The sequence below is a fragment of the Streptomyces flavofungini genome (genome assembly GCF_014650815.1).
GTDB lineage: Bacteria > Actinomycetota > Actinomycetes > Streptomycetales > Streptomycetaceae > Streptomyces > Streptomyces flavofungini.
Genome location: NZ_BMVR01000019.1, coordinates 23,087 through 35,510, shown reverse-complemented (window position 1 = coordinate 35,510; position 12,424 = coordinate 23,087). Strand labels below are relative to the sequence as shown.

Genomic DNA, 12,424 nt, shown 5'->3' with positions numbered 1-12,424 from the left:
CGCCCACCAATATTGGCCTCTACCACTGGTATGACCTGCGACAGCGCGCTGAACCGCGCACACGCCCCACGATCCGCGCCCCGCGCGCCCCGGCCCGTAGGCTGGCCCCCGATGACCGATACGCACCGCCCCGCACCCCTCCCCGGCCACCCCGGCCTCCCCCGCCTCGCCCGCGCCGTGCGCCACCTGCTGCCGTCCTGCGGGCCGGTCCGGCTGGTCGCCGTCGACGGGCACGCGGGCTCCGGCAAGTCGACGTTCACCGCGCGGCTCGCCGAGGCGCTCGGCGGCGCCCCGGTGCTCCGGCTCGACGACATCGCGAGCCACGCCGACCTCTTCGACTGGACGGACCGGCTGCTTCGGCAGGTCGTCGAGCCACTGTCCCGAGGCGAAACGGCGCACTACGCGGCGTACGACTGGCACGCGCGCCGCTTCGGTCCTGCCGACCGCCCGCTGCCCGCCGCCCCCGCCGTCCTGATGGAGGGTGTCGGCGCGGGCCGCCGGGTGCTACGGCCGTTCCTGGCGGGCCTGCTGTGGATGGATCTGCCCCGCGACACGTCCTGGGCGCGCGGGCGCCGACGGGACGGACCGGCCCTGAGTGGCTTCTGGGACGGCTGGGAAGCCGCCGAACGACGTCATTTCGCCGCCGACCCGTCGCGGCCCTTCGCCCAGCTGCTCGTACACGAGTTGCCCGTGGGGTACGAGGTGCTGCCGGGGTCCGACGAGACGGCAGCACTGACCCAAATTGTCACTCAGGGTGAAGGTCCGTCGGCAGCGCGCTGAACCTGGCGAAGGCGACTTCAGGACCGCGTGGCCAGTTTCCGAGAGTGCCCCAACTCGGCTTGACCCAGGGGGCTTACAGGACTTACGTTCTCAATGTGCGGCCTTTCGGGTCGCCCACACACGCGAAGCCCCCGGTTGTTCCCCCGTGATCGGGGGCTTCGTTCTGCCCCGCGCGCCCTCATCCCCAGCGCCATGAGCCGCCGTTCGCTCACCCTGGGTCACCATCGGGCCTCTCCTCGCCGGACGCCCCCAGGAGCCCCCGCCGGAGATCCAACGCTGCGGCACTCTACGGCCGAGCACTGCCACGCAGGTACGATGCATCGTGGTGCGACTTCGGACGGCTTTGCCACGCGTGGCGTCAACTCCCGTCCGCAGCACGGCGGTTCAGTTCAGTTGCCGGCGGGCACCGGCCCGGTGGTACACAAACGGGGGCACGGTTTGTGGGGGACGTGATGGACTTCGGCACGCAGGGCTCTACCGCCCCGGCCGACCTCGCCTGGCTGCGGGGCGTCGACGCCTACACCATGGGCGCCTATCCGCAGGCCGAGGAGGAGTTCAGGGCCGCGGTGCGCATGGACCCGGGCATGGCCGACGGCTGGCTCGGGCTGCACGCGCTGCGCATCGACACGACGACCGCGCTGCTTCGGATGTTCCAGCACCGGGACCGCTTCGGCGAACAGCGCGCACGGCACGTGCGCACCCTCAACTCCTGGTACTGGCTGGGCTGGTGGGTGCAGCCCGTCCTGGAGTCCACCCGCGACCTGCTGCTCGCGCACGCCTCGCACTGGCTGGACGGACGCCATGTGCCGGAGCTGGACCGGGCGCTGGCCGGACTGCCGCCCGTCGACGCCGACGTGCAGGTACGTTTTCTGCACGCCTGCCGCGCCTACCTGGTCAAGGACTGGGAGCAGTTGGTGCGGCACACCGACCCACTGGTCGACGACGCCATGCTCGGCATCGAGGCGGGCCTCTTCGGCGGCATGGCGCGGGTCCGCCTGGAGATGTACGGGCAGGCGGAGCCCCTGCTCTCGGCCGCGCTGATGCGCTGCCGCAGCGAACAGCCGCAGCGCAAGGAGCTGCGCTACTGGCTGGCCCGGGCGCACGAGGGCACCGGCCGGTCCGCCGCCGCGCTGCCGCTGTACCGCGCGGTGCACCGCGTCGACCCCGCCTTCATGGACACCTCCGCGCGGCTCGCCGCCATCGCCGAGGGCGACGGCTACGACGACGCGGCCGACCTGGCCGCGATCTCCCTCACCGGCGTCGGCCAGGACGCCCTCGACGGACCCGACGGCGTGGACGCGCTGTTCGGCGCCGAGGGCCGCGACCTGAAGGTGACCGAGCCCGAACTGCCGCCCGGCGGCGGCCCGCCCGACGCCGACACGGTGCGCGAGAAGGCCGTGATCCCCATCAAGCCCGCGCCCCGGCAGCCACCGCCCGGGCCGACCGACCCGGTCCTGCTGGAGCAGGCGCTCGCCGAACTGGAGCGCATGGTCGGCCTCGAACCCGTCAAACGCCAGGTCAAGGCGCTCTCCGCGCAGCTCAACATGGCCCGCTTCCGCGCCGCCCAGGGCCTGCCGGTGCAGCCGCCGAAACGACACTTCGTCTTCTCCGGCCCCTCCGGCACCGGCAAGACCACCGTGGCCCGCATCCTCGGCCGGGTCTTCTACGCCCTCGGGCTGCTCAGCGGCGACCACCTGGTGGAGGCCCAGCGCGCCGATCTGGTCGGCGAGTACCTGGGCCAGACCGCCGTGAAGGCCAACGAGCTGATCGACTCGGCGATCGGCGGCGTCCTCTTCGTAGACGAGGCGTACTCCTTGTCCAACTCCGGCTACGGCAAGGGCGACGCGTACGGCGACGAGGCGCTGCAGGTGCTCCTCAAGCGGGCCGAGGACAACCGCGACCACCTCGTGGTGATCCTCGCGGGCTATCCGGAGGGCATGGACCGGCTGCTCGCCGCCAACCCCGGGCTCTCCTCACGCTTCACGACGCGCGTCGACTTCCCCTCGTACCGGCCGCTGGAACTCACCGCCATCGGGCAGGTCCTCGCCGCCGACAACGGCGACGTCTGGGACGAGGAGGCCCTGGACGAGCTGCGGTCCATCAGCGGACACGTCGTCGACCAGACCTGGATCGACGAGCTGGGCAACGGACGGTTCCTGCGCACGCTGTACGAGAAGAGCTGCGCCTACCGCGACCTGCGGCTCTCCGGCTATCCCGGGGCGCCGACCCGCGCGGACCTGTCGACACTGCGGCTGCCCGACCTCATGCAGGCGTACGGGGAGGTCCTCTCGGGACGCGGTCCGGCCGACCCGTCCGGCGCCTGAGACAGCCCTTCGGTTCCTGAGGCAGCCTGCCGGTTCCTGAGACAGCCTGCCGCGGTTCCTGAGGCAGCCCTTCCGGTGCCTGGGTCGGCCCGAGGCCGAGGCGGCGCGGGTCCGCCCCGGCACCGCCTCAGCCCCACCCGCCAGGGCGGGGTCACCCCCGCCTCAGCCGACCAGCTCCTTGCCTCGTACGTCCTCCGCGCCACGGTTCCCCACCGCACGCGTCGCCGGCGGCACGGCCACCCGGTGCGCCGGGTCGCGGACCTCGCCGACCAGGAGTTCCAGGACGTCCTCCAGGGCGACGAGGCCGAGCACCTTGCCGCTCGCGTCGGCGACCTGCGCGAGGTGCGTCGCGGCGTGGCGCATCACGGTCAGGGCGTCGTCCAGGGGGAGTTCGGCGCGCAGGACTGTCATCTGGTGCCAGACGTGCTGGGGCACCGCGCGGTCGGTGTCCTCCAGGTCCAGGACGTCCTTCACGTGCAGATAGCCCATGAAGGCGCCGTTCTCCGCGCGGACCGGGAACCGGGAGTAGCCCGTGCGGCCGGTGAGTTCGACGACCTGCTCCGGGGTGACCGAAGGCCCCACCGTGACCAGCGAGGCACGGTCGAGCAGGACGTCCGTGACCGGCCGCGACCCCAGCTCCAGGGCGTCCTCCAGGCGCTCCTGCGCCCGCGGGTCGAGGAGGCCCGCCTGCCCCGCGTCCTCCACGAGACGGCCCAGCTGCACGCTGGTGAAGACCGCCTCCACCTCGTCCTTGGGCTCGACCTTGAAGAGCCGCAGGATCAGCCGGGCACAGGCACCCAGCGCGACCGTGACCGGGCGGCACAGGCGCGCGAACGCGACCAGGCCAGGGCTGAGCCACAGCGCGGTCCGCTCGGGCGCCGCCATCGCGAGGTTCTTCGGCAGCATCTCGCCGATGACGAGGTGCAGGAAGACGACGACGGCGAGCGCGATCACGAAGCCGAGGGGGTGGATCACGCCCTCGGGCAGGTGCGCCGCGTGGAAGAGCGGTTCGAGCAGCCGCGCCACGGTCGGTTCCGCGACGGCTCCGAGCGTCAGCGAGCACACGGTGATGCCGAACTGGGCGGCGGCCATCATCTGCGGCAGATGCTCCAGGCCGTACAGGACCTGGCGGGCCCGCTTGGAGCCGAGCGGCTCGATCTGGCTGCGGCGCACGGACACGAGCGCGAACTCGGCCCCCACGAAGAAGCCGTTGGCGAGCACGAGCAGAACGGCGAACAGGAGTTGGAGGGCGCTCATCGGGCGGCCTCCGCGACACCGGCGCCGACCCGGTCCGCGGCCCCGTCGGCCGCCTCGCCGTGCGCCCCTGCCGGGCCTCCGGTCCGCACCAGCCGCACCCGCTCCGCGCGGTAGTGCCCGACCTGGCGGACAGCGAGCCGCCAGCCCGGGAGTTCGGCGCGGTCGCCGGGTGCCGGGATGCGACCGAGGAGATCGGCGACCAGCCCGGCCACGGTCTCGTACGGCCCCTCGGGCACGTCGAGTCCTATCCGGCGCAGGGTGTCGACGCGGCAGCCGCCGTCGGCGTCCCAGGCGGGGTTGCCGTCCTCGGGCGGGGCGGCGGCGAGGTCGGGCAGGCCGTCGTGGTGGTCGTGCTCGTCGCGGACCTCGCCGACCAGTTCCTCGACGATGTCCTCCAGGGTGACCACCCCGGCCGTGCCGCCGTACTCGTCGACGACGACCGCTATCGGCTGCTCGCTGCGCAGCCGCTCCAGGAGGGGCTGCACGGGCAGGGTCTCCGGGACGAGCAGCGGGGACTTGGCGATCCGGCCGACGGGGGCGCGCAGCCGTTCGTGTGCGGGGACCGCGAGGGCGTCCTTGAGGTGGACCATGCCGACGACCTCGTCGATCCGCTCCCGGTAGACCGGGAAGCGGGACAGGCCGGTGGCGCGGGTCAGGTTGACCACGTCCTCGGCGGTGGCGGAGGACTGCAGGGCGCTGACCTTCACGCGGGGCGTCATCACGTGCTGCGCGGTGAGTTCGCCGAGGGAGAGCGTGCGCACGAACAGGTCGGCGGTGTCCTGCTCCAGGGCGCCGGCGCGGGCCGAGTGCCGGGCGAGGGAGACCAGTTCACCGGGGGTGCGGGCGGAGGCCAGCTCCTCGGCGGGCTCGACCCCGAGGGACCGCACCAGGCGGTTGGCGACGGAGTTGAGCCCGGCGATCACCGGCCGGAACAGCCGCGAGAAGGCCTGCTGCGGGCCCGCGACGAACCGCGCGACCTGCAGCGGCCGGGACACTGCCCAGTTCTTGGGCACCAGCTCGCCGATCACCATCTGCACCGCGGAGGCCAGGAGCATGCCGACGGCCACCGCGACCCCCGAAACCGCGCCCTTCGGTATGCCCGTCGAGGTGAGCGGGCCCGCGAGGAGGTGCGCGAGGGCGGGCTCGGCGAGCATGCCGATGACGAGTGAGGTGATGGTGATGCCGAGCTGGGTGCCCGACAGTTGGAAGGACAGCTCCTTGAGGGCGCCGACGACCGTGCGCGCCCGGCGGTCGCCGTCGGCGGCGGCCTTCTCGGCGTCGGGCCGCTCGACGGTGACGAGGCCGAACTCGGCCGCCACGAAGAAGCCGTTGGCGAGGATCAGCAGGAAGGCCGCTCCGAGGAGCAGCAGGGGGATGCTCATGATGCCGCCGCCTCGCCCGGTGCTCGGGTCCCCGTATGTCGGGAGGGGGCGGCGCAGGTACTACAGGACGATCCGTCCATCGCCGGAGAGGGTCACTCCTCGGTTAGCAGGAGCCCCGTACCGACCGCGCCGGCCGTCCGGGGCGGGGCGGCACGTGGTGTCCGCCCCGCATCCAGATTAATCAAGACAGGCGCCCACGCGTCAGTTCGGGATCCCCCGAGTCCTCCCGGATTCCGGCCCGGAGGGAATCCCCCGGTCCGCGCCGGGGTGCCCTTAGGGGCCGTCAGTCGGTGTCGCTGCCGGAGCGCGCCTCGACCAGGGCCCTGAGTGCGCGGGCGTCGCTGATGGCGCGCTGCTTGGCGATGCCCGGCTGGATGCCGAGCGCGGGCAGGCTGGTGCCGTCGGTGAGGTCGAGGAACACCCAGGGGTCGCCGGGGCGCAGATTGACCCGGACGATCTCGGCCCACTCCAGGCGGCGGCTCGTGGCGATATTGACGACGGTCACGCCGGTCTCGTCGGCGACCACCTTGGGCCTGCTGAGCAGGACGAGCACGCCGAGCAGCAGCGCGCCGGTGAAGACGAAGCTGGTCCGCTCCCCGGGGCTGAGGTTGGGCAGCAGCACGGAGATCACGGCGAGGGCCACGAAGACCGCGACCCCGGCGGTGAGCAGCACCGCCCGGGTGCGGGCGGGCCGGAACGTGACGGGCAGGGCCGGTGCCGAGGGCCCGGCGGGCTGGGCGGACATGGCAGTCATGGGGGACCTGTTGGTGGGTTCCGGCACGGTCAGAGGCGGCAGGCGTGGATGGCCGTGGTCAGGATGGCGCGCGCCCCGATGGCGTACAGGTCGTCCATGACCCGCTGCGCGTCCTTGGTGGGGACCATGGAACGCACCGCGACCCAGCCTTCGTTGTGCAGCGGGGAGATGGTCGGCGACTCCAGGCCCGGGGTGAGGGCGACGGCCTGCTCCAGGTGCTCGGCGCGGCAGTCGTAGTCCATCATCACGTACGTCCGGGCGACCAGGACGCCCTGGAGGCGGCGCAGGAACTGCTGCACCTTGGGGTCGTCGGCGCCGGCTCCGGTGCGCCGGATGACGACCGCCTCGGACTTCATGATCGGCTCGCCGAAGACCTCCAGGCCCGCGTTGCGCAGGCTGGTGCCGGTCTCGACGACGTCTGCGATGACCTGGGCGACACCCAGCTCGATGGCGGTCTCGACGGCGCCGTCGAGGTGGATGACGGAGGCGTCGATGCCGCTGTCGGCGAGGTGCTTGGCGACGATGCCCTCGTAGGAGGTGGCGACGGTGCGGCCCGCCAGGTCGTCGATGCCCTGCGCGGTGCCGGGCTTGGCGGCGAAGCGGAAGGTGGAGCGGGCGAAGCCGAGCGGCAGGATCTCCTCGGCGTTGGCGCCGGAGTCGATCAGCAGGTCGCGGCCGGTGATGCCGATGTCGAGCTTGCCGGACGAGACGTAGATGGCGATGTCGCGCGGGCGCAGGTAGAAGAACTCGACCTCGTTCTCGGGGTCGACGAGGACGAGTTCCTTGGACTCCTTGCGCTGCTGGTAGCCGGCCTCATGGAGCATCGCCGACGCAGGTCCGGACAGTGAACCCTTGTTGGGGACGGCGATGCGCAGCATGAGGTCGGATTCCTTTGCGTGAGGAAGTCAGGCGGGGGTGTCGGTGAGCGGGACGTGTGCTCCGGAGCGGCGCGCGAGGCGCACGCTCCGGAGAGCGCGCTCTAGAGGTGGGCGTACACGTCGCTGAGGGAGATGCCGCGGGCGACCATCATCACCTGTACGTGGTACAGGAGCTGGGAGATCTCCTCGGCGGCGGCTTCCTTGCCCTCGTACTCGGCGGCCATCCACACCTCGGCGGCCTCCTCGACGACCTTCTTGCCGATGGCATGGACGCCCTTGTCCACCAGTTCCGCGGTGCGGGAGGTGGCGGGGTCGCCGTTGGCGGCCTTGTGTTGGAGCTCGGTGAAGAGCTCCTCGAAAGTCTTCTTGGACATGATGCCGTTCACTCTACGCGCCCGCGCCCCGCCCCTGCCGCCAGGGTTCGGCGATCGTACGGAGCGTGGCCGCGGTGGCCACCGCGGCGGTGACCGCTTCGTGGCCCTTGTCCTCGGTGGACCCTTCGATGCCCGCGCGGTCCAGGGCCTGTTCCTCGGTGTCGCACGTCAGGACGCCGAAGCCGATGGGCACGCCGGTGTCGACGGACACCTGGGTGAGGCCCTGGGCGACGCCCTGACACACGTACTCGAAGTGCGGGGTACCGCCGCGGATGACGACGCCGAGCGCGACGATCGCGTCGTAGCCGCGGCCCGCGAGGACCTTGGCGACGACCGGCAGCTCGAAGCTGCCGGGCACGCGCAGGAGCGTCGGCTCGTCGATGCCGAGCTCGTGCAGGGCGCGCAGCGCGCCGTCGACGAGACCGTCCATGACCTTCTCGTGCCACAGGGCGGCGACGACGGCGACGCGCAGATCGCCACAGTTCTTCACGCTCAGTTCGGGGGCACCCTTGCCGCTCACGCGCTTCTCCTCGGAATGTCTCTCGGGCTGTCTCGGGATGTTTCTCGGGGTGTGACCAGGGGTGTTTCGGGGGTCCGTCCGGCCCGCTGTCGGCTACTGGTTGCCGCAGGCGGACATCTCCGGGGTGTCCAGCCAGGGCAGGTCGTGGCCCATGCGGTCCCGCTTGGTGCGCAGGTAGCGCAGATTGTGCTCGCCGACGGTGACCGGCATGGGCTCGCGCGCGGTGACCTTCAGGCCGTGCCGGGCGAGGGCCTCGGTCTTGTCGGGGTTGTTGGTGAGGAGGCGCAGGCTGCGCACGCCGAGGTCCTCCAGGATCTGGGCACCGGCGCCGTAGTCGCGGGCGTCGGCGGGCAGGCCCAGTTCGAGGTTGGCGTCCAGGGTGTCGCTGCCGCGCTCCTGGAGTTCGTAGGCGCGCAGCTTGGACAGCAGTCCGATGCCACGTCCCTCGTGGCCGCGCAGGTAGACCACGACGCCGCGCCCGGTGTCGGTGATGCGCCGCATGGACTCCTCCAGCTGGGGCCCGCAGTCGCAGCGCAGGGAGTGGAAGACGTCGCCGGTCAGGCACTCGGAGTGGATGCGGACGAGGACGTCCTCGCCGGTGCCGACGTCGCCGTGGACGAGCGCGACGTGCTCGACGCCGTCGACGGTGGAGCGGTAGCCGTACGCGGTGAAGTCGCCGTAGGACGTGGGCAGCCGGACCTCGGCCTCGCGACGGACGGTGGGCTCGGCGGTGCGGCGGTAGGCGATCAGGTCCTCGATGGAGATGATCGTCAGGCCGTGCCTGCGGGCGAACGGCACCAGTTCGGGCAGCCGCAGCATCCGGCCGTCCTCACCCGCGATCTCGACGATGGCCCCGGCGGGCCGCAGTCCCGCGAGCCGGGCGAGGTCGACGGCGGCCTCGGTGTGGCCGTCGCGCACGAGGACGCCGCCCGCCTTGGCGCGCAGCGGGAAGATGTGCCCGGGGCGGACGAAGTCGCCCGCGGCGGCCTTGCCGCCGGCCAGGAGCCGGAGGGTGGTGGCGCGGTCGGCGGCGGAGATGCCGGTGGTGACGCCGTGCGCGCCGCTGGCGTCGACGGAGACGGTGAAGGCCGTGCTCATCGACTCGGTGTTGTTCTCGACCATCTGCGGCAGGTGCAGCCGCTCCAGTTCGTCGCTCTCCATGGGCGCGCAGATCAGGCCGCGGCACTCGCTCATCATGAAGGCGACGATCTCGGGGGTGGCCTTCTCGGCGGCGATGACGAGGTCGCCCTCGTTCTCGCGGTCCTCGTCGTCGACGACCACGACGGGGCGGCCCGCGGCGATGTCGCGGATGGCCATCTCCACCGGGTCGAGGGAGAGGTCCTCGGTGCGGTCGGCCGGAGCGGGGGCCGCGGGCGACGGCTCCTGGTCCACGGGGGTGGGAGTGGGCTGAGCGGTCATGCCGGGGCTCCTTCCAGAGCGGGCCGCTGCTGGCCGGCGGGCTGCCGGGAGCGCAGCCACCAGTCGCGCAGGCCCCACAGGACGAGGGCGAGGTAGACGACGTACACGAACCCGGAGAAGGCGAGTCCGCTGGAGAAGGCGAGGGGGACGCCGACGATGTCGACGAGCAGCCAGGCGAACCAGAACTCGACCAGACCGCGCGCCTGGGCCACCATCGCGGCGAGCGTGCCGACGAAGATGTAGGCGTCCGGCCAGGGGTTCCAGGACAGCTCGGGCAGGGCGGTGAAGAGCGTCCCGACGGCGAGGGTGCCGACGGCGGTGCCCGCGAGCAGGAAGCCGCGCTCCTTCCAGGTGGCGAAGCGCACGGCGATGGTGCCGTCCTGCGCGTTGCGGCTGCCCCGCGTCCACTGCCGCCAGCCCCACGCGGCGACGCCGATGACGAGGAGCTGCTTGCCGACGCCGCCGGAGAGCTGCGCGGAGGCGTACGCGGCGACGAGGACGACGCCGGACAGGAACTGGGCGGGCCAGGTCCAGATGGAGCGGCGCCAGCCGAGCGCGAGGGCGATCAGGCCGATGCTGTTGCCGACCATGTCGGACCACATGATGTGCTGGTCGAAGGCGGTGAACGCCTCGGAGTTCAGCCAGTCGAACGTGCTCACTTCGCTGCCTCCTGGGCGGGTGCCCCGGCCGCACCGGCCGCGGCCTGTGCGGGCGTCACGGCGCCGGTGCCGAGCAGCCTCTCCACGTACTTGGCGATGACGTCGACCTCGAGGTTGACCGGGTCGCCGGGCTGCTTGACGCCGAGCGTGGTCAGGGCGAGCGTCGTGGGGATCAGGCTGATGGTGAAGTAGTCGGGCCCGGCGTCGACGACGGTCAGGCTGACGCCGTCGACGGTGATGGAGCCCTTCTCGACCACGTAGCGGGCGAGCCCGTCGGGCAGGGAGATCTTGACGATCTCCCAGTTGTCGGACGGCTTGCGGTCGACGATGGCGCCGGTGCCGTCGACGTGGCCCTGCACGATGTGTCCGCCGAGGCGGGCGCCGACGGCGGTCGGGCGCTCCAGGTTGACCTTCGCGCCGGGGGCGAGGGCGCCGAGGCTGGAGCGGTCGAGGGTCTCGGCCATCACGTCGGCGGTGAACTCGTCGCCCTCGTGCTCGACGACCGTCAGACACACCCCGTTGACGGCGATGGAGTCGCCGTGCTTCGCGCCGTCGGTGACGACGGGGCCGCGCAGCCGGAAGCGGGACGCGTCGCCCAGGTCCTCCACGGCGGTGACTTCGCCCAGCTCTTCGACGATTCCGGTGAACACTCAGTGCTCCTTCGTTCCGGGGCCCGCGACGGTCGCGGTGATACGCAGATCGGGTCCGAGCGCGACGCACTCGCGCACGTCGAGGCGCAACGCCTCGGTGAGGGTGGTGATTCCGCCGCCGGTGAGGGCGGTGGGGCCCGCGCCGAGCAGCGTCGGCGCGAGATAGCCGATGACGCGGTCGACGGCACCGGCGGCCACGAAGGCCCCGGCGAGCGTCGGCCCGCCTTCGAGGAGTACGGACCGCACGCCGCGGGCGTGCAGTTCGGCGAGCAGCGCGTCGACGTCGAGGCCGCGCGCGGCGGTCGACGGCTCGGTCGGCGCGGCGGGGGCGGCCGGGCGCTGTGCGCGGTAGGCGCCGCCGCTGGCGGTAAAGCGGTGTTCGAGGCGGTCCTCGTCATCACCGGCGCCCGGCCGCCCGGACGGCGATGACGCGCTGGCCGCGCGCGGTGCGAGGGGGGCGCGCTCGACGTACGGCAGGTTCTCGGCGTCCGCGTGCTCGTCCGCGTACGGCAGGTGCACCGTCTCCACGCCGGGCAGCGGCTCCACGCCCTCCGCGACGGCCACCAGCGTGGGTGCCGCGTCGTCCAGGACCCGGGCGTCCGGCCGCACGGCGGTGCCGTGGGTGTCGACGACGACCCGCAGCGGCTGTACGACGCCGTCGATGCCGCGCACCGCGAGGTGCGGGTCGTCGGCGCGCTGGGTGCCGGAGCCGACGACGACGGCGTCGCACTCGGCGCGCAGCCGGTGCACGTCGGCGCGGGACGCGGCGGAGCTGATCCAGCGGCTGGTGCCGTCGGCGGCGGCGATGCGGCCGTCGAGCGTGGCCGCGTACTTCCAGGTGACGTGGGGGCGGCCGGTGCGGACCGAGGTGAGCCAGGCGGCGTTGACCGTCTCGGCCTCCTCGGCGAGCAGGCCGGACTCGACGTCGACGCCCGCCGCGCGGAGGGTGGTGGCGCCGCCGGTCGCGGCGGGGGTGGGGTCGCCGACGGCGTACACGACGCGGGCGATCCCGGCGTCGAGGAGGGCCTGGGCGCAAGGGCCGGTGCGGCCGGTGTGGTTGCAGGGTTCGAGGGTGACGACGGCGGTGCCGCCGCGGGCCTTGTCGGCGGCCGCGCGCAGGGCGTGGACTTCGGCGTGGGGTCCGCCCGCGCGCTGGTGGTAGCCCTCGCCGACGCTCTCGCCGGTGGCGTCGAGGATGACGCAGCCGACGACGGGGTTGGGGCTCGTGAACCCGAGTCCGCGCGCGGCGAGCGCGACGGCGCGTCGCATGGCGACTGCTTCGGCTGCGGTGGCCACCGGGTCCTCCTGCCTCTTCGGGCACGGACTCCGGGGCTGTCGATGACGACGACACTCAACGAGCGGAACAACCGGCATGGATCGTCGCCGGGGTCGCCGGACGTCGAAAGGGACCGGTCCCGCAAGACGGA

Annotated in this window: 12 protein-coding genes; 2 read left to right on the top strand and 10 right to left on the bottom strand. The window is 72.7% G+C overall.

Annotated elements, in window-relative coordinates:
* Positions 1 to 111 precede the first annotated feature (111 nt).
* Together IE274_RS34985 and IE274_RS34980 are read left to right on the top strand one after the other, a co-directional pair.
* Positions 112 to 780 carry a uridine kinase family protein gene (locus IE274_RS34985; protein ID WP_190119967.1) on the top strand — a complete coding sequence of 223 codons (669 nt, stop codon included), beginning with the start codon at positions 112 to 114 and terminating at the stop codon, positions 778 to 780.
* Between the two features lie 452 nt (positions 781 to 1,232).
* Positions 1,233 to 3,104, top strand: a complete 1,872-nt coding sequence (locus IE274_RS34980; protein ID WP_190119966.1) for an AAA family ATPase — start codon at positions 1,233 to 1,235, stop codon at positions 3,102 to 3,104.
* A gap of 162 nt (positions 3,105 to 3,266) precedes the next feature.
* Here IE274_RS34980 and IE274_RS34975 read toward each other — a convergent pair whose 3' ends face one another.
* From IE274_RS34975 to ribD, 10 genes are all read right to left on the bottom strand, one after another.
* A complete protein-coding gene (locus tag IE274_RS34975; protein ID WP_190119965.1) occupies positions 3,267 to 4,361 on the bottom strand; it encodes a hemolysin family protein in 1,095 nt (364 codons plus the stop codon).
* Positions 4,358 to 5,743 carry a hemolysin family protein gene (locus IE274_RS34970; protein WP_190119964.1) on the bottom strand — a complete coding sequence of 462 codons (1,386 nt, stop codon included), beginning with the start codon at positions 5,741 to 5,743 and terminating at the stop codon, positions 4,358 to 4,360. The genes IE274_RS34975 and IE274_RS34970 overlap by 4 nt, the downstream gene beginning before the upstream one ends.
* A gap of 283 nt (positions 5,744 to 6,026) precedes the next feature.
* Complete coding sequence (locus tag IE274_RS34965; RefSeq protein ID WP_190120021.1) at positions 6,027 to 6,488, bottom strand: PH domain-containing protein; 462 nt, start codon at positions 6,486 to 6,488, stop codon at positions 6,027 to 6,029.
* 38 nt (positions 6,489 to 6,526) lie between these two features.
* The gene (hisG, locus tag IE274_RS34960; RefSeq protein ID WP_190119963.1) at positions 6,527 to 7,375 is read right to left on the bottom strand and encodes an ATP phosphoribosyltransferase; all 849 of its coding nucleotides are present in this window, start codon (positions 7,373 to 7,375) and stop codon (positions 6,527 to 6,529) included.
* 101 nt (positions 7,376 to 7,476) lie between these two features.
* The gene (locus IE274_RS34955; protein WP_030360427.1) at positions 7,477 to 7,749 is read right to left on the bottom strand and encodes a phosphoribosyl-ATP diphosphatase; all 273 of its coding nucleotides are present in this window, start codon (positions 7,747 to 7,749) and stop codon (positions 7,477 to 7,479) included.
* Between the two features lie 13 nt (positions 7,750 to 7,762).
* A complete protein-coding gene (gene ribH / locus IE274_RS34950; RefSeq protein ID WP_190119962.1) occupies positions 7,763 to 8,269 on the bottom strand; it encodes a 6,7-dimethyl-8-ribityllumazine synthase in 507 nt (168 codons plus the stop codon).
* Between the two features lie 93 nt (positions 8,270 to 8,362).
* Positions 8,363 to 9,688 (bottom strand): bifunctional 3,4-dihydroxy-2-butanone-4-phosphate synthase/GTP cyclohydrolase II, encoded by a 1,326-nt coding sequence (locus tag IE274_RS34945; protein WP_268255604.1) that lies wholly within the window; start codon positions 9,686 to 9,688, stop codon positions 8,363 to 8,365.
* Positions 9,685 to 10,347, bottom strand: coding sequence for a nicotinamide mononucleotide transporter family protein (locus IE274_RS34940; protein ID WP_190119961.1), 663 nt, complete (start codon positions 10,345 to 10,347; stop codon positions 9,685 to 9,687). Before IE274_RS34940 ends, IE274_RS34945 begins: the two co-directional genes overlap by 4 nt.
* On the bottom strand, positions 10,344 to 10,997 hold the full coding sequence (locus IE274_RS34935; protein WP_190119960.1) for a riboflavin synthase: 654 nt from the start codon (positions 10,995 to 10,997) through the stop codon (positions 10,344 to 10,346). Before IE274_RS34935 ends, IE274_RS34940 begins: the two co-directional genes overlap by 4 nt.
* Positions 10,998 to 12,293 carry a bifunctional diaminohydroxyphosphoribosylaminopyrimidine deaminase/5-amino-6-(5-phosphoribosylamino)uracil reductase RibD gene (gene ribD, locus IE274_RS39815; protein WP_229910006.1) on the bottom strand — a complete coding sequence of 432 codons (1,296 nt, stop codon included), beginning with the start codon at positions 12,291 to 12,293 and terminating at the stop codon, positions 10,998 to 11,000.
* Between the last annotated feature and the right edge of the window lie 131 nt (positions 12,294 to 12,424).

Excerpts from the sequence above, each read along its gene's own strand:
- IE274_RS34985 (WP_190119967.1), top strand. The coding sequence starts at position 112 with ATGACCGATACGCACCGCCCCGCACCCCTCCCCGGCCACCCCGGCCTC.
- IE274_RS34955 (WP_030360427.1), bottom strand. The coding sequence starts at position 7,749 with ATGTCCAAGAAGACTTTCGAGGAGCTCTTCACCGAGCTCCAACACAAG.
- IE274_RS34975 (WP_190119965.1), bottom strand. The coding sequence starts at position 4,361 with ATGAGCGCCCTCCAACTCCTGTTCGCCGTTCTGCTCGTGCTCGCCAAC.
- IE274_RS34945 (WP_268255604.1), bottom strand. The coding sequence starts at position 9,688 with ATGACCGCTCAGCCCACTCCCACCCCCGTGGACCAGGAGCCGTCGCCC.
- IE274_RS34980 (WP_190119966.1), top strand. The coding sequence starts at position 1,233 with ATGGACTTCGGCACGCAGGGCTCTACCGCCCCGGCCGACCTCGCCTGG.
- hisG (WP_190119963.1), bottom strand. The coding sequence starts at position 7,375 with ATGCTGCGCATCGCCGTCCCCAACAAGGGTTCACTGTCCGGACCTGCG.
- IE274_RS34965 (WP_190120021.1), bottom strand. The coding sequence starts at position 6,488 with ATGTCCGCCCAGCCCGCCGGGCCCTCGGCACCGGCCCTGCCCGTCACG.
- IE274_RS34970 (WP_190119964.1), bottom strand. The coding sequence starts at position 5,743 with ATGAGCATCCCCCTGCTGCTCCTCGGAGCGGCCTTCCTGCTGATCCTC.